This is a genomic window from Duganella sp. AC917 (genome assembly GCF_979258245.1).
This window is the reverse complement of sequence record NZ_OZ409848.1, coordinates 2,019,472-2,035,660: the sequence shown is the minus strand read 5'-3', so window position 1 is coordinate 2,035,660 and position 16,189 is coordinate 2,019,472. Positions and strand designations below refer to the sequence as shown.

The 16,189-nt window shown below is 66.7% G+C and carries 13 protein-coding genes; all 13 read left to right on the top strand.

Annotated elements, in window-relative coordinates:
* Positions 1–4: 4 nt before the first annotated feature.
* The 13 genes from ACZ0BA_RS08860 to ACZ0BA_RS08800 are packed head-to-tail and all read left to right on the top strand — an operon-like array spanning position 5 to position 16,138.
* A complete protein-coding gene (locus tag ACZ0BA_RS08860; protein ID WP_463450919.1) occupies positions 5–1,021 on the top strand; it encodes an XrtA/PEP-CTERM system-associated ATPase in 1,017 nt (338 codons plus the stop codon).
* The gene (gene wecB / locus ACZ0BA_RS08855) at positions 1,018–2,187 is read left to right on the top strand and encodes a non-hydrolyzing UDP-N-acetylglucosamine 2-epimerase (RefSeq protein WP_463450918.1); all 1,170 of its coding nucleotides are present in this window, start codon (positions 1,018–1,020) and stop codon (positions 2,185–2,187) included. The genes ACZ0BA_RS08860 and wecB overlap by 4 nt, the downstream gene beginning before the upstream one ends.
* Positions 2,184–3,035 carry an XrtA system polysaccharide deacetylase gene (locus tag ACZ0BA_RS08850; protein ID WP_463450917.1) on the top strand — a complete coding sequence of 284 codons (852 nt, stop codon included), beginning with the start codon at positions 2,184–2,186 and terminating at the stop codon, positions 3,033–3,035. The genes wecB and ACZ0BA_RS08850 overlap by 4 nt, the downstream gene beginning before the upstream one ends.
* A complete protein-coding gene (locus tag ACZ0BA_RS08845) occupies positions 3,032–4,135 on the top strand; it encodes a FemAB family XrtA/PEP-CTERM system-associated protein (protein ID WP_463450916.1) in 1,104 nt (367 codons plus the stop codon). The genes ACZ0BA_RS08850 and ACZ0BA_RS08845 overlap by 4 nt, the downstream gene beginning before the upstream one ends.
* Before the next feature lie 3 nt (positions 4,136–4,138).
* A complete protein-coding gene (locus ACZ0BA_RS08840) occupies positions 4,139–5,359 on the top strand; it encodes a TIGR03087 family PEP-CTERM/XrtA system glycosyltransferase (protein WP_463450915.1) in 1,221 nt (406 codons plus the stop codon).
* Position 5,360: 1 nt separating this feature from the next.
* Positions 5,361–6,941: an exosortase A gene (xrtA, locus tag ACZ0BA_RS08835; protein WP_463450914.1), complete on the top strand. Its 1,581-nt coding sequence runs from the start codon at positions 5,361–5,363 to the stop codon at positions 6,939–6,941.
* Positions 6,938–8,113: a TIGR03088 family PEP-CTERM/XrtA system glycosyltransferase gene (locus ACZ0BA_RS08830; RefSeq protein WP_463450913.1), complete on the top strand. Its 1,176-nt coding sequence runs from the start codon at positions 6,938–6,940 to the stop codon at positions 8,111–8,113. The genes xrtA and ACZ0BA_RS08830 overlap by 4 nt, the downstream gene beginning before the upstream one ends.
* On the top strand, positions 8,101–9,996 hold the full coding sequence (locus tag ACZ0BA_RS08825; RefSeq protein ID WP_463450912.1) for an XrtA/PEP-CTERM system amidotransferase: 1,896 nt from the start codon (positions 8,101–8,103) through the stop codon (positions 9,994–9,996). Before ACZ0BA_RS08830 ends, ACZ0BA_RS08825 begins: the two co-directional genes overlap by 13 nt.
* Before the next feature lie 56 nt (positions 9,997–10,052).
* Entirely contained in the window at positions 10,053–11,267 is a 1,215-nt protein-coding gene (locus ACZ0BA_RS08820) for a TIGR04063 family PEP-CTERM/XrtA system glycosyltransferase (RefSeq protein ID WP_463454730.1), read from the top strand.
* Positions 11,264–12,385, top strand: coding sequence for a glycosyltransferase family 4 protein (locus tag ACZ0BA_RS08815; RefSeq protein ID WP_463450911.1), 1,122 nt, complete (start codon positions 11,264–11,266; stop codon positions 12,383–12,385). Before ACZ0BA_RS08820 ends, ACZ0BA_RS08815 begins: the two co-directional genes overlap by 4 nt.
* A complete protein-coding gene (locus ACZ0BA_RS08810) occupies positions 12,382–13,818 on the top strand; it encodes a phenylacetate--CoA ligase family protein (protein WP_463450910.1) in 1,437 nt (478 codons plus the stop codon). Before ACZ0BA_RS08815 ends, ACZ0BA_RS08810 begins: the two co-directional genes overlap by 4 nt.
* A complete protein-coding gene (locus ACZ0BA_RS08805) occupies positions 13,815–15,122 on the top strand; it encodes a putative O-glycosylation ligase, exosortase A system-associated (RefSeq protein WP_463450909.1) in 1,308 nt (435 codons plus the stop codon). Before ACZ0BA_RS08810 ends, ACZ0BA_RS08805 begins: the two co-directional genes overlap by 4 nt.
* Positions 15,119–16,138, top strand: coding sequence for a polysaccharide deacetylase family protein (locus tag ACZ0BA_RS08800; protein WP_463450908.1), 1,020 nt, complete (start codon positions 15,119–15,121; stop codon positions 16,136–16,138). The genes ACZ0BA_RS08805 and ACZ0BA_RS08800 overlap by 4 nt, the downstream gene beginning before the upstream one ends.
* Positions 16,139–16,189: the final 51 nt, after the last annotated feature.

Sequence of the window (16,189 nt, the reverse complement as noted above, 5' to 3'; positions counted from 1 at the left end):
CGCGATGTATGAGAACTATTATGGGCTCAGCGCCAAGCCGTTCCAGCTGCGCCCCGATCCCCACTTCTTTTTCGGCAGCCAGGGCCACAAGCGCGCCATGGCCTATCTGGAATACGGCCTGTCGCAGCGCGAAGGCTTCATCGTCATCACGGGCGAGGTCGGCGCCGGCAAGACCACGTTGATGCGCAACATGTTCAACGGTTTGCCGGCCAATGAAATCGTCGCCGCGCAGATCACCAACACCTACCTGAACACCGAGGACACCCTGCGCATGGTGCTGGCCGCGTTCGGCCTGCCGGCCGAGGAGGGCAGCAAGAGCATGCTGCTGGTGCGGCTGGAACAGTTCCTGCGCAACTGCGACAAGCAAGGCAAGCGCGCGCTGCTGGTGGTCGACGAGGCGCAAAACCTCACCGCCCGCACCGTCGAGGAGTTGCGCATGTTGTCGAACTTCCAGTCCGACGAGCGCTCGCTGCTGCAAACCTTCCTGCTGGGGCAGCCCGAGTTCCGCACCACGCTCAACAGCCCGGAATTGCGCCAGCTGCGCCAGCGCGTCATCGCCACCTACCATCTGGGACCGATGAACAGCGACGAAACGCGCGCCTACATCTTCCATCGTCTGCAAACGGTCAACTGGCGCGGCAATCCGTGCTTCACCGACGGCGCGCTGGATGCGATCCATGCCTACACCGGCGGCATTCCGCGCACCACCAATCACGTGTGCGACCGGCTGCTGCTGATGGGCTTCCTGGAGGAGCTCGACACCTTCACCGAGGCCGAGGTGGCCACGGTGCTACGGGACATCCGCGACGAAACGGCCGTGCCGGACGGGCCGGACGGCTTGGGGCCGCTACCGGCGATGGAGCCGCCTGGAGAGTGGCCGCCCAGCGGCGGCATGGTTTCCCAAGGGACGATCGACGAGCGCCTGGTGCGCGTCGAACGCTCGATGGTATCGCTGCTGCACGTGCTCAGAAAACTTGTCGCCACTCCCGCCAACCTGCCACAGATGGACAACATCGAATGAGCCATACCGACGTAGACACGCCCGCGCGCAAATTCCGCATCCTGTGCGTGGTCGGCGCGCGCCCCAACTTCATGAAAATGGCGCCGATCATGACCGCGCTGGCCGAACCGAGCGCGCGCTTCGAGGCGCGGCTGCTGCACACCGGCCAGCATTACGACGTCGCCATGAACCACCAGATCTTTTCAGCGCTGGGCATCCCGGATCCGGACATCAACCTGGAGGTCGGCTCCGGCAGCCACGCCCAGCAGACGGCCGAAGTCATGCGCAAGTTCGAGCCGGCCATGGACGAGGTGGCGCCGGACGGCGTGCTGGTGGTTGGCGACGTCAACTCCACGCTGGCGTGCGCGCTGGTGGCCAACAAGCGCGGCGTTCCCGTATTCCACGTTGAAGCGGGCCTGCGCAGCGGCGACCGCGCCATGCCGGAAGAGATCAACCGCGTCCTGACCGACCAGTTGTCGGATCTGCTGTTCACGACCGAGTGCAGCGGCCGCGACAACCTGCTGCGCGAAGGCATCGAGGAGCAGCGCATCCATTTCACCGGCAACGTCATGATCGACACCTTGTTGTCGAACCTGCCGCGCGCGGTGCCTGCCGCCAGCATCGCGGCGGCTGCGGGGCGTGCCGGCTTCGCCGACGGCGAGGACGGCTACGCGGTGCTGACCTTGCACCGGCCATCGAATGTCGACCGGCCGGAAGTGCTGCGCAGCCTGCTGGAAACGGCCCTGATCGTCTCGCGCCGCACGCCGGTGATGTTCCCAATGCATCCGCGCACCCGTTCGATGATCGAAAAGGCCGGCCTGGACCATTTGCTGGACCAGCCGGGCATGTTGCCGCTGCCGCCGATGGGCTACCTCGAAATGCTGGGCCTGATGCGTGGCGCCCGCGTGGTGCTGACCGATTCCGGCGGCATGCAGGAGGAAACCACGGCGCTGGGCGTCCCGTGCTTGACGCTGCGCAACAACACCGAGCGGCCGATCACGGTCGAGCAGGGCACCAACACAATCGTCGGCCAGGACCCGGGCCGCATCCTGGCAGAGTACAACAAGGTGCTCAGCGGCGGCGGCAAGACCGGCCGTGTGCCGCGTTACTGGGACGGCCAGGCCGCGCGCCGCATTGTACAGATCATGCAGCGCTGGCTGGCCGAGCGGGAAGGGACCGCGCAATGACAGCCATCCAGCCGGTGCGCAACGCCATGACGATCGACGTGGAGGATTACTTCCAGGTATCGGCGTTCGCCCCGCACATCGCCCGCGACAGCTGGGCCGACCGCGAATGCCGGGTCGAGGCCAATGTCGACCGCATCCTGGGCATCCTCGACGACGGCGCCGTGGTCGCCACGTTCTTCACGCTGGGCTGGATCGCCGAGCGCTACCCGCAACTGGTGCGCCGCATAGTCGACGGCGGCCACGAGCTGGCCAGCCACGGCTACGGCCACCTGCGGGCCTCGGACCAGAGCCATACCGCGTTCTCGGAAGACATCACCTCAAGCAAGAAAATTCTGGAAGACATCGGTGGCCAGGCGGTGCACGGCTACCGCGCACCGAGTTTTTCGATCGGCCCGGCCAACCTGTGGGCGCTGGACGCGCTGCAACAGGCGGGTTACCGCTACAGTTCCAGCATCTATCCTATCGTTCACGACCACTACGGCATGCCGGACGCGCCGCGCTTCGCCTTTTACCCGAACGGTGACCAGGGTCTGCTGGAAGTGCCGATCACCACCGTGCGTTTGATGAAACGCAACCTGCCGGCCGGTGGCGGCGGTTATTTCCGTCTGATGCCGTATGCGATGTCGCGCTGGATGATGCGCCAGGTGAACCAGCAAGACCGCCAGCCTGCCATCTTCTACTTCCATCCGTGGGAGCTCGATCCCGGCCAGCCGCGCCAGCAGGGCCTGGAATGGAAAACCCGTTTCCGCCACTACGTTAATCTCGACCGCATGGACGGCCGCATCCGCGCGCTGACCCGCGACTTCGCCTGGGACCGCATGGACCGGCTGTTCCTGGGGGCCGCATGAGCGCGCTGGCCGAATCCGTGCATCTCGGCGCAACGCAAGCACAAGGGCAGGCTCCGGTCGCCGGCCAGCTACGCCTGCACTTGATGGAAGAACAAGACAGCCAGCGCTGGGACGGCTACGTCGACCAATGCCCACAGGCGACGTTCTTCCACCGTTCTGGATGGCAGCGCGTGCTGCACCAGGCATTCGGCCACCGCACCTGGTTTTATTATGTCGAGCGCAACGGCGTCATAGAAGGCATCTTGCCGCTGGGCGAGGTGCGCAGCCGCGTGTTCGGCCATTGGCTGGGATCATTGCCGTTCTGCGTCTATGGCGGCATCGCCGCCAGCTCGGACGAGGCGCACGCCATGCTCGACCAGGCGGCGCAGGCGCTGGCGCGTGAACTGGGCGTCGGCCACCTCGAATACCGCAACATCGCCCGCAGCCACCCGGGCGACCCGGGTTGGGTAGTCAAACCCTTGTATGTGACTTTCCGCAAGGCCATCGTCGCCGACGACGAGCAAAATATGAACGCCATTCCGCGCAAACAGCGGGCCATGGTCAGGAAGGGCATCAAATTCGGCCTGCAAGGCGAAGTCGACCAGGATGTGGAACGCTTTTACGCCGCCTACGCGCGCAGCGTGCATCGCCTCGGCACGCCGGTGTTTTCGCGCCGTTATTTCGCCCTGCTCAAGGAAACCTTTGGCGACGATTGCGAGGTGCGTGTGATTACCCAAAACGGCGAACTGGTGGCCGGCGTGCTCAGCTTCTTCTTCCGTGACCAGGTGCTGCCTTACTACGGCGGCGGACTGGACAACGCCCGCGCGCTGGCCGGCAACGACTTCATGTACTGGAACTTGATGCAGGCGTCCGCCGCGCGCGGCCTGCGCTCGTTCGACTTCGGCCGCAGCAAGCTGGGCACCGGCGCCTTCGACTTCAAAAAGAACTGGGGTTTCGAGCCGGAGCCGCTGGACTACGAGGTCAAGCTGATCAAGGCGACGGCGGTGCCGGAAAACAATCCGTTGAATCCGAAGTACCGCCTGTTCATTCAGGTGTGGCAGCGGCTGCCGTTGCCGGTGGCGAACGTGCTTGGGCCGCACATCGTCAAGAACCTGGGCTGACACGTGGAAAAACTGCTGCTCCTGGTGCACCGTATTCCGTATCCGCCCAACAAGGGCGACAAGATACGGTCGTACCATTTGCTGCGGCATCTGCGTGCTCGCTATCAAGTCTATCTGGGCACGTTCGTCGACGACGCCGACGATTGGCAGCACGTGCCGCATCTGCAAGCGATGTGCGCCGGCAGCCATTTCGCCGCGCTCCATCCGCTGCGCGGGCGGCTGCGCAGCCTGGCGGCGCTGGCAGGCGGGCGGGCGCTGTCGTATGACTATTACAGTGATGGCAACATGCGGCGCTGGGTCGATGACACGGTACAACGCGAGGGCATCAGCCGCATCGTCTGTTACTCCTCGCCGATGGCGCAGTACGCGCAAGCCCATCCGTCGGCCCGGCGGGTGATGGATTTTGTCGATGTCGATTCCGACAAGTGGCGCCAGTATGCGGACGGCAAGCGCTGGCCGATGCGCCAGGTCTACCAGCGGGAGGCGCGCCTGCTGCTCGACTACGAGCGCGCGGTGGCGCGCGCCAGCGATGCGGCCTTGTTTGTGTCGGCGCCCGAGGCGGCGCTGTTCCGTACGCTCGCGCCGGAAAGCGCCGCCAACATCGGCCACTACAGCAACGGCGTCGATACCGAATTCTTTTCACCGGCCAACGCTGGCGTGTCGCCTTATCCGGCGGGAGCGCGCGTGCTGGCATTCACCGGCGCCATGGACTACTGGCCGAATGTCGACGCGGTGGACTGGTTTGCGCGCCAGGTGCTGCCCGCCATCCGCGCCGCCGCTCCCGACGTGCTGTTTTGCATCATCGGATCGCGGCCCGCGCCTGCCGTGCAGCGCCTGGCCGAACTGCCCGGCGTGCTGGTGACCGGCACGGTGCCCGATGTCCGTTCCTACGTCGGCCACGCGACGCTGTGCGTGGCGCCGATGCGCATCGCGCGCGGCATCCAGAACAAGGTGCTCGAGGCCATGGCGATGGGCCGCCCGGTGCTGGTGTCGCCGCAAGCTTTGGAAGGCATCGACGCCGTGCCGGGCCGCGAATTGCTGCTGGCCGACGATGCCGCCGGTTACGCTCGCGCCGCGCTCGACTATCTGAATGCGCCCGATCCCGCCATCGGCGCGGCCGCGCGCGCGAAGGTCGAACGTATGTACGGCTGGGAAAGCAACCTGGCGCCCGTGTCCGCCTTGCTCGAACAGCCGCTGGCCCAGCCATGGCCACGGAGCGCGTGACATGAGCGCCATCCCAACCGCTGCGCGCGCCAGCGAGGCCCGGACCGGCATCAGCGGCTCCGTACGCCGCAGCCCATCGACCACGACCGTTGTCTGGGCGCTGCTGCTGACCTTGCTGCCGCTGGTCGCCTACTGGAGCACGGCCGTCTCCATCGTGCAGATCTGGTCGCGCTCGGAAACCTTTGCGCATGGCTACCTGATCGTGCCGATTAGCCTGTGGTTGGGCTGGCAACGCCGCGAGCGGCTACGGTCGATGACGCCGGCGCCATTCTGGCCGGCGTTGCTACCGCTGGCCGGCTGCGGCATGCTGTGGCTGCTGGCGGACTTGGGCGAGGTGCAGGTGATACGCCAGTACGCGTTTGTCGCGATGTTTCCGCTGACGGCGCTGGCCGTGCTGGGTTGGCGCATGGCGAGGGTAATCGCTTTCCCGTTGCTGTTCCTGTTCCTGGCCGTGCCGGTGGGCGACAGCCTGATCGAGCCGCTGATGACCGTCACCGCCAATTTCACCGTGGCGGCGCTGCGCATGACTGGCATACCGGTTCTGCACGAAGGCAACAACTTCGTCCTGCCGTCGGGCGGCTGGTCCGTAGTGGAGGCGTGCAGCGGCCTGCGTTATCTGATCGCCTCGGTGACCGCCGGCGTGCTGTACGCCTACATGACCTACACCCGTTTGTGGAAGCGCCTGTTGTTCGTGCTGGTCGCCGCCTTGCTGCCGATCCTGGCCAACGGCTTGCGTGCGTACATGATCGTCATGCTCGGCCACCTGAGCGGCATGACGCTTGCCGTCGGTGTCGATCACCTGTTGTACGGCTGGCTGTTCTTTGGCATCGTCATTTTCGCGCTGTTCCTGCTGGGCGCACGCTGGCGCGACCGCTTGCCGCCGGCCCAGACCGCGACGCCGGAGCGCTCGTCGCAACGCACGCCAACGACGCGCATTGCCGCGATGGCGATCGGTGTTGTCGTGGCCTTGGGCGTTTGGCCGGCCTACGCGGCTTATCTGCAAAGCGCCGGCGATACCGCGCCGCCGATCGGCCTCGACAGTTTCCCGGCCAAGGCGCCCCAGACCGCCGCCTTCACCGACTGGCAACCGGCCCATGGCTCGCCGGCGGTGTCGCTGCGACGCTACTACACGCAGCAAAATGAGCAGGTGGGATTGTCGCTGTTGTATTACCGCCACCAAACCGAGTCGAGCAAACTGATCACGTCGATGAACCGGCTGACGCCGATGGTGAATTCACCCTGGAACCTCACCGGCGGCGCGCCGCGCAACGAGACCGTTGGCGACCGCACGCTGGCGGTGCGCGAATCGCTGTTACACAGCAAAGACGGCGCGCTACTGGTCTGGCACTGGTACTGGATCGACGGCCGCGCCACCACCAGCGATACGATGGGCAAGCTGCTGCAAATCAAGCAACGTGTGCTCAGCGGCAGCGACGACGGCGCGGCCGTCATGCTGTTCGCGCCGCTCGGCGACCATCCGGACAGCGCCCGCGCCGCCATGCGCGCCTTCCTCGCCGACAATCTCAGCGCCATCGACGCCACGTTGGCGCGGGTACGCGCGCAGCCGGGAGCGAAGCGATGACGCCGCCACTGGTCGTGCATCTGATCTACCGGCTCGATTTCGGCGGCATGGAAAACCTGATGGTCGAGCGCATCAACCGCATGCCGGCCGGGCATTACCGGCACGCGGTGATCGCGCTGACCGGCTATACCGCCTTCGCCGAGCGCATCACCCGCAGCGATGTCGCCTTGTATGCGCTCGACAAGCCGCCCGGCCTGGCGCTGGCGACCCACGCGGCGCTGTGGCGCCTGCTGCGGCAACTGCGCCCGGACATCCTGCACACGTACAACTTGTCGGCCATCGAATACGCCCCGGCCGCGCTGCTGGCCGGCGTACCGGTGCGCATCAATGGCGCCCATGGCCGCGACGCCGCCGATCCCAAGGGCCTCAACCGCAAGCACCGGCTGCTGCGCCGCCTGATGATTCCCTTCTACGACCACTGCTACGCCAATTCGGCCGAGATGCTGGCCTGGAACCGCGAGATCATCGGCGTTCCGGCGCGCAAGAGCCGTCTCCTGCCCAACGGCATCGACATCGACCGCTACCGGCCGCCGGCGCCCGGCGAAACCCATGGCCCGCTCGATCGCCATTTCGGTGCCGGCTGCCTGGTGATCGGCAGCGTCGGCCGCATCGAGCCGGTCAAGAATCACGCGCTGCTGCTGAGCGCCTTTGCCGCCTTGCGCGCGCGCCGTCCCGACCTGGCTGCGCGGTTGCGCCTCGCGATCATCGGCGCCGGCCCGTTGCTGCCGGCGCTGCGCGCACAAGTCGACGCCGCCGGCCTGAACGACGTCGTTTGGCTACCCGGCAAGCGCGACGACGTTGCCGCGATCCTGCGCGGGCTGACCGTGTTCGCGCTGCCATCGATTGCCGAGGGCACACCCGGCGCCGCGCTGGAAGCGATGGCCAGCGGCGTGCCGGTGATCGGCAGCGACGTCGGCGGCGTGCCGGAAGTGGTGGCCGACGGCGCCACCGGCGCGCTGGTGCCGCCGGGCGACAGCGACGCACTGTGCGCGGCGCTGGAACGCTACGCCAGCCATCCCGCGCTGGTCCACGAACACGGCCTGGCCGCGCGCCTGCGCGTGATCCAGCATTACGGCATGCCGGCGATGGTGGCCGCCTACCAGGCGCTGTACGACGAATTGTGCGAACGAAAACTTAAACTGAGAAGGCGGGTGGCATCATGTGCGGAATAGTTGGCATCATGGACATAAGCGGCAAGCGCGACATCGATCGCGCCGTGCTGCAGCGCATGAACGAGACCCAGCATCACCGCGGCCCGGACGAGGCCGACCTGTACCTGGAACCGGGCATCGGCTTCGGCCACCGGCGCCTGTCGGTGATCGACATCGCCGCCGGCCTGCAACCGCTGGGCAACGAAGATGGCTCGGTGATGGTCTGCTTCAACGGCGAGATCTACAACTTCCGCGAGCTGACGGTGGAACTGAAGGCGCTGGGCCACGTGTTCCGTACCCGTTGCGACACCGAGGTCATCGTCCACGCCTGGGAAGAGTGGGGCGAGGCGTGCGTGCACCGCTTCCGTGGCATGTTCGCCTTCGGCCTGTGGGACCGCAACCAGCAAACCATGTTCATCGGACGCGACCGGCTGGGCGTCAAGCCGCTGTATTACTGCCTGACGGGCGACGGCTTCCTGGCCTTCAGCTCGGAATTGAAGGCGCTGGCGTCGCTGCCGGAGCTTGAGCGCCGCATCGATCCGCGCGCGGTGGAGGACTATTTCGCCTACGGCTACATCCCCGAGCCGCGCACGATCTACCAGGGCGCGCTGAAGCTGGCGCCCGGCCACACCTTGACCCAAAAAGTCGGCGCGCCGCTGGCCACGCCGGTCAAATTCTGGGACGTGCCGTTCGCACCGCACGCGGCGATGGCCAGCGCCGATGTCGAACATGAATTGATCGAACGGTTGCGCGAGGCCGTGCGCATCCGACTGGTTGCCGACGTGCCGCTGGGCGCTTTCCTGTCCGGCGGCGTCGACTCGAGCGCCGTGGTGGCGATGATGGCCGGCATGAGCGACAAGCCGGTCAACACCTGCACCATCGGTTTCGAGGACAAAGCCTTCGACGAATCCGACTACGCGGCCCAGGTGGCGGCGCAGCATGGCACCGACCACTACACCGGCAACGTCGGCACCGACGACTACGCGCTGCTCGACACCTTGGCCGGCCTGTACGACGAACCGTTCGCCGACAGCTCGGCGATTCCGACCTACCGCGTCTGTCAGCTGGCGCGCCAGCGGGTGACGGTGGCGCTGTCCGGCGATGGCGGCGACGAGAACCTCGCAGGTTACCGCCGCTACCGCTACGCCATGAACGAACATCGTGTACGTGGCCGCATTCCGGCGGGCCTGCGCAAGCCGGTGTTCGGTTTGCTGGGCCGCTGGTATCCGAAGGCCGACTGGGCACCGCGTGTGTTCCGCGCCAAAACCACGTTCGAGGCGCTGTCGCGCGACCTGGTCGAGGGCTACTTCCACGGCGTGACCCTGATGAGCGACGCCATGCGCGCCGACTTGTTCTCGGACCGTTTCAAGACCGGCTTGCAGGGCTACCGCGCCATTGAAGTCATGCGCGGCCACGCCGACGCCGCGCCGACCGACGAACCGCTGTCGCTGCTGCAGTACCTGGATATCAAGACTTATCTGCCGGGTGACATCCTGACCAAGGTCGACCGCGCGAGCATGGCCCACGCGCTGGAGGTGCGGGTGCCGCTGCTGGACCACCAGTTGGTCGAATGGATTTCCGGCCTGCCGCCATCGCTCAAGCTGCAGGGCGGGGAGGGCAAGTACATCTTCAAGAAAAGCCTGGAATCGCACCTGCCGCACGACATCCTGTACCGCAAGAAGATGGGCTTTTCGGTGCCGCTGGCGGCCTGGTTCCGTGGCCCGCTCAAACAGCGCGTGCAAGATGCATTGCTGGGGCCACTGCTGGGCGACAGCGGCATGTTCAATGCCGACTATCTGCGCCATCTGCATGAACACCACCAGGCCGGGCTGCGCGACTACAGCGCGCCGATCTGGTCGCTGCTGATGTTCGAAGCGTTCCTGCGCAAGGAGCTGCGCGCATGAGCACCGCCACTTTATACGCTGGCGCCGGGTTGGCACCCGATGCGGCGACGGCGCCGCTGCGCATCCTGCACGTACTCGATCATTCGATTCCGCTGCACAGCGGCTACACTTTCCGCACCCGCGCCATTTTGCGCCAACAGCGCGCTCTGGGCTGGCAAACCTTCCAGCTCACCGGCCCGAAACAGGGCGTCAGCGACGCGGCAACGGAGCAGATCGACGGTCTGGACTTCTATCGCACGCCGCCGGCAGCCGGCTTCAAAGCCGCTTTGCCGGCGCTGCGCCAGCTCGCGGTGATCGACGCTATCGAGGCGCGTCTGCTGGAAGTGGCGCGCGAGCTGCGGCCTGACATTTTGCATGCGCATTCACCGGCGCTCAACGCCATCGCGGCGCTGCGGGTGGGCCGCCGCCTCGGCATTCCAGTGGTGTACGAGATCCGCGCTTTCTGGGAGGACGCCGCAGTCGATCACGGCTCCAGCAGCGAGGGCGGCCTGCGCTACCGCGCCACGCGGGCGATGGAAACCTACGCGCTGCGGCGGGTCGCCGCCGCCACCACCATCTGCGAAGGGCTACGAGCCGACATCGCCGCGCGCGGCATCGCACCGCATAAAGTGACGGTGATCCCGAACGCGGTGAATATCGCCGACTTCAGCGTCGGCGGCGCCCGCGACGAGGCGCTGGCCGCGCAACTGGGGCTCGACGGCAAGGTGGTGTTGGGCTTCATCGGCTCGTTCTACGCCTACGAAGGCCTGCACATTCTTCTGGAAGCGCTGCCCGGCATCATCGCGGTGCGGCCGGATATCCGTTTGCTGCTGGTCGGTGGCGGGGTCCAGGAAGCAGCGCTGCGCAGCCAGGCGCAGGCGCTCGGCGTGGCCGCGCAAGTGGTCTTCACCGGACGCGTGCCGCACGAACAAGTGCAGCGCTACTACGATCTGACGGACGTGCTGGTGTATCCGCGCGTGAAAATGCGCCTGACCGACCTGGTGACGCCGCTCAAACCGCTGGAGGCGATGGCGCAGGGACGTTTGCTGGTGGCCTCGGATGTCGGCGGCCACCGCGAGCTGATCGAAGACGGCGAGACCGGCGTGCTGTTCGCGGCCGGCGACCCGCAGGCCTTGACCGACCAGGTGCTGGCCTTGCTGGCGGAACCGCAGCGCTGGGATGCGCTGCGCGCGGCCGGACGCCGCTTCGTCGAACAGGAACGCAATTGGGCCGCCAGCGTGGCGCGTTACCGGGCGGTCTACCAGAGTGTCAACGCGGAGCGTGCGGCGTGATCGAGTCCCCCGTCCACATTGGCCTGATCGGCCCTTTGCCGCCACCGCCCGGCGGTATGGCCAATCAGACCTTGCAGCTGAACGAGCTGCTGCTGCGCGACGGCCACCGGGTCGAGCTGGTGCAGATGAACGCCCCATACAGCCCGGCGTGGGCCGGCCGCATTCCGGTGTTGCGCGCCGGCGTGCGGCTGCTGCCGTATTTATGGCGGTTGTGGCGTGTGGCCGGCAAGGTACAGCTGCTGCACGTGATGGCCAATTCCGGCTGGTCGTGGCATCTGTTCGCAGCGCCCGCGATCTGGATCGCGCGCCTGCGCGGCTGCCCGGTGGTGGTCAACTACCGGGGCGGCGAGGCCGACGCCTTCCTTCAGCGGGCGGTCGATTGGGTCCGCCCCAGCCTTCGCCGGACCGCCGCCTTGCTGGTGCCATCCGGTTTTCTCGAGGCGGTGTTCCAGCGGCATGGCTTCGGCAGCACGGTGGTGCCCAATGTGATCAACCTGGAACGCTTCGGCGCCGCGCAAGCCCGCGCCACGTCTGCGGGCGGCAGGGCGCCGTCGGTGCTGGTGGCGCGCCACCTGGAACCGATCTACGACAACCAGACCGCGTTGCGCGCTTTCGCGCTGCTGGCGGCGCGCTATCCGGCGGCGCAGCTGGTGATCGCCGGCAGCGGGCCGGAGGCCGACATGCTGGCCGCGCTGGCGGACCATCTGGGCATCGCGCAGGCGGTGCGCTTCACCGGCCGGATCGACAACTCGGCGATGGCGGCGCTGTACCGGGACGCCGACATCATGCTCAATCCCAGCCTGGTCGACAACATGCCCAACTCGGTGCTGGAGGCGCTGGCCGGTGGCGTGGCGGTGGTCAGCACCGACGTCGGCGGCGTGCCGTATCTGGTCGAGCATCGCCGCAGCGCCTTGCTGGTGCCGCCGCAAAACCCGCAGGCGATGGCCGAGGCCATGTTCCTGCTGCTCGGCGAGCCGGATCTGAAGGAACGCCTGCGCCAGGCCGGCCTGCAGCTGGCCGACCAGTACACGTGGGCGCAGGTGCGTCCGCGCCTGTTGCAGGTCTATCGCTCGGTGATCGAAAAAGCCAATAACGCTGGCGGCGGGAGCAAAGCATGAACACTGTCCTTGACACTGATACCAAACAGGATACCGGCGTGCCGCTGGCGCCGCGCAGTCTTTACACGGCGGTCGTTTCGCGGGTGTTGTTTCCGCTGCAGGAGCAATTCAAGCGCCACACCACGGTGAGCGTGCGCCGCCGCATGGACGCTACCGAGTATTGGGCGCTCGAGCGCTTGGAGAAACTGCGCCTGGAACGTCTGCGGCGCCTGCTGCTGCGGGCGCAGACGCAGGTGCCGTATTACCGCGCCTTGTTTTCCGAAATAGGCTTCGACGCCCGCCGGGATGTCGGCTCGCTCGAGGCGCTGGCGCGGCTGCCGCTGCTGGACAAGGCTTTGATACGCCGCCACAGCGCCGACCTGCGCGCAGCCGACGCGGGCGACCTGGCGCGCTTCAACACCGGCGGCTCCAGCGGCGAGCCGTTGATCTTCTATATCGGCAAAGAGCGTGTCAGCCATGACGTCGCCGCGAAATGGCGCGCCACCCGCTGGTGGGACGTGGATATCGGCGACCCGGAGATCGTGGTCTGGGGCTCGCCGATCGAATTGGGCGCGCAGGATCGCGCCCGCGCCATGCGCGACCGCGTGATGCGCACCATGCTGTTGCCGGCGTTCGAGATGTCGGAGGCGAACCTGGACGCCTTTGTCGCGCGCATCCGCGCGCGGCGCCCGCGCATGCTGTTCGGCTATCCGTCGGCGCTGTCGCACATCGCCCGCCACGCCGAGCGGCGCGGCCAGCGCATGGACGATTTGGGCATCCGTGTCGCCTTTGTTACTTCCGAGCGGCTCTACGAAGAGCAGCGCGAGCAGATCTCGCGCATCTTCGGCTGCGCGGTGGCCAACGGCTACGGCGGGCGCGACGCCGGCTTCATCGCCCACCAGTGCCCGCACGGCGGGATGCATATCACGGCCGAGGATATCATCGTCGAAATCGTCGATGCCGATGGCCGGCCGCTGCCGGCCGGCGCCACCGGCGAGATCGTCGTCACCCACCTCGCCAGCGGCGATTTTCCGTTTATCCGCTACCGCACCGGCGACGTCGGCGCGCTGTCGACCCGCCCGTGCAGTTGTGGGCGCAGCCTGCCGCTGCTCGAGGAGATACAAGGACGCAGCACCGATTTCCTGGTGGCGGCCGACGGCACCGTCATGCACGGCCTGGCGCTGGTGTACATCCTGCGCGACATCGAAGGCATGAAGGCCTTCAAGATCATCCAGGAGTCGCTGTTGTCAACGCGCGTGCAGGTGGCGCTCGACACCCCGCTCGACGCCGCGTTGACCGCGCACATCACGCGCGGCGTTCGGGCGCGGCTCGGCGCCCAGGTCGAGGTGAGTGTCGAGCGGGTGGACGCCATCGCGCCGGAAGCCTCCGGCAAATTCCGCTACGTGGTCAGCAAGGTCGACGCCGCGCGCAACTATGGAGCCGGGACGCCATGAGGGATTTGCTGGTCACCTTGCTGGTGTTCGGGTCGCTGCCGTTCATTTTCAAGCGGCCGCCGTTCGGCGTTGTCATGTGGGTCTGGATCAGTGTCATGAATCCCCATTCACAAGGCTGGGGTTTCGCCCGCACGTTCCCGTTCGCGGCGGTGATCGCGGCCGCCATCGTTGCCGGCATGGTGCTGCATAAGGATAAATACCGGCTGCCGGCCCATCCGATCACCGTGGTGTTCCTGGCCTTTATGGGCTGGATGAGCGTGACGTCGCTGTTCTCGATCCACGGCGTCGATGTCGTCACCACGCAATGGATCAAGGTGTACAAGATCTTCGGCATGACGGCGGTGGTGATGATGCTGGTGCGCACGCGCCAGGAGATCGAATGGCTGGTGTGGACAGTGGTGGTGTCGCTGGGATTCTACGGCGTCAAGGGCGGTATTTTCACGCTTCGCAACGGCGGCAATTTCCGCGTGTGGGGGCCGGAGGGCACTTTCATCGACGGCAATAACGAGGTGGCGCTGGCCCTGGTGGTTGTCATTCCGCTCATGTATTACCTGATCGGCAACGTGCCGAAACGCTGGGCCAAAGGCGCGCTGGTCGCTTCGATGCTGTTGTGCGCGCTGGCGTCGCTGGGTTCGTATTCGCGCGGCGCCGCGCTGGCGATCGCGGCGATGACCACCGTGCTGTGGCTGAAAAGCCAGAACAAGGTGCCGCTGGGCGTGTTGCTGGCGATGGCCGTGCCGTTCCTGGTGTTGCTGATGCCGTCGCAATGGCACGAGCGCATCGACACCATCAACACCTATGAGGAGGATACCTCGGCCATGGGGCGCATCAACGCCTGGCGCATGGCGTTCAACCTCGCCAGCGACCGTCTGCTGGGCGGCGGCTTCGAGATCTACGACGGCCAGGTGTTTGCCCGCTACGCGCCGATTCCGACGGACGTACATGCGGCCCACAGCATCTATTTCCAGGTGCTGGGCGAGCATGGCTGGGTGGGGCTGGCGCTGTATCTGGCGCTGGGCGTGATGATCTGGCGCACCGGCAGCGCCATCGTGCGCCAGGCCAGGGGCGTACCGGAGCTCGAGTGGACGATCCGGCTGGCCACGATGCTGCAGGTGAGCCTGGTGGGTTTTGCCGTCGGCGGGGCGTTCCTCAGCCTGGCTTATTTCGACGTGCCCTACCTGATCATGACCGCCATGGTGGCGACCCGGATACTGGTGGCGCGCCAGGCCACTCCACAGCGCCGGGCGGCGGCGCAGCCTGCGGAACGGAACGCCGACGTAGACGCCGGCGTGGCGCACACATGAGCGCGAGCGTCGACATCGCCGTGCAGTCGCCGCCGTCCGCGCGCAGCGTCTGGCCGACGAGGCCGTTGTTGCGCCTGCTGTCGCCCGGCGGCCGGCGTGGCCTGAGCATCATGATTTATCACCGGGTGCTGGCCGCGCCCGATCCCTTGTTCCCGGGCGAGATAGACCGCGCGGCGTTCGGTGCACAGCTGGCCTTGCTCAAGTCGTCGTTCAATGTGCTTGCGCTGGAGGACGCCGTGCGCCTGATGCGGGCCGGCCAATTGCCGCCGCGCGCGGCCTGCATCACCTTCGACGATGGCTACGCCGACAACGCGGTGGAAGCGCTGCCCATCCTGCAGCGATTCGGCCTGCCGGCGACGTTCTTCGTCGCCACCGGCTTTCTCGACGGCGGCCGCATGTGGAACGATACGGTGATCGAGCTGGTGCGCAAGGCGCCCGGGGCGCTGTTCGACGCCCGCACGGCGGGACTGGGACAGCTATCGCTGGACGGCATCGCAGCGCGGCGGGGCGCCATCGGCACCCTGATCGGCCACCTTAAGTACCTGCCAATGGAGCAGCGGCTGGCCATGGTCGAGCGCCTGGCCGGCGAGGCGGACTACGCCTTGGCCCGGGATCTGATGATGACCGGCGGGCAGGTGCGCCAACTGCACGCGGCCGGCATGGGCATCGGCGCGCACACCGTCAATCATCCGATCCTGACTGCGGTTCCTGCGCGCTTGGCCGGCGACGAGATCGCGGCCGGCAAGCAGCGGCTGGAGACGCTGGTCGGGGCGCCGGTGCCGCTGTTCGCCTATCCGAACGGCAAGCCAAATGTCGATTATCACGCCGAACATGTCGGCATTGTGCGCGAACTGGGTTTCGAGGGCGCTGTCTCGACCGCCTGGGGTGGCCGCGTCTGCGACCTGTACCAGCTGCCGCGTTTTACGCCCTGGGATCTGGGCGCGCCGCGTTTTCAGTTGCGCTTGGCGATGAATCTGGCGCGGCGGGCGCAAACCGCCGGCTCTTCGCCAGCATAAGAGGGACAGCGTACAGAAAAAAACCCCGTTCCCACCCACACTGATGACTTA

What these genes read in the sequence shown, in the direction of transcription:
- ACZ0BA_RS08830 (WP_463450913.1), top strand. Translation starts at nt 6,938, where the DNA reads ATGACGCCGCCACTGGTCGTGCATCTGATCTACCGGCTCGATTTCGGC.
- ACZ0BA_RS08810 (WP_463450910.1), top strand. Translation starts at nt 12,382, where the DNA reads ATGAACACTGTCCTTGACACTGATACCAAACAGGATACCGGCGTGCCG.
- ACZ0BA_RS08800 (WP_463450908.1), top strand. Translation starts at nt 15,119, where the DNA reads ATGAGCGCGAGCGTCGACATCGCCGTGCAGTCGCCGCCGTCCGCGCGC.
- ACZ0BA_RS08850 (WP_463450917.1), top strand. Translation starts at nt 2,184, where the DNA reads ATGACAGCCATCCAGCCGGTGCGCAACGCCATGACGATCGACGTGGAG.
- ACZ0BA_RS08845 (WP_463450916.1), top strand. Translation starts at nt 3,032, where the DNA reads ATGAGCGCGCTGGCCGAATCCGTGCATCTCGGCGCAACGCAAGCACAA.
- wecB (WP_463450918.1), top strand. Translation starts at nt 1,018, where the DNA reads ATGAGCCATACCGACGTAGACACGCCCGCGCGCAAATTCCGCATCCTG.
- xrtA (WP_463450914.1), top strand. Translation starts at nt 5,361, where the DNA reads ATGAGCGCCATCCCAACCGCTGCGCGCGCCAGCGAGGCCCGGACCGGC.
- ACZ0BA_RS08860 (WP_463450919.1), top strand. Translation starts at nt 5, where the DNA reads ATGTATGAGAACTATTATGGGCTCAGCGCCAAGCCGTTCCAGCTGCGC.
- ACZ0BA_RS08825 (WP_463450912.1), top strand. Translation starts at nt 8,101, where the DNA reads ATGTGCGGAATAGTTGGCATCATGGACATAAGCGGCAAGCGCGACATC.
- ACZ0BA_RS08805 (WP_463450909.1), top strand. Translation starts at nt 13,815, where the DNA reads ATGAGGGATTTGCTGGTCACCTTGCTGGTGTTCGGGTCGCTGCCGTTC.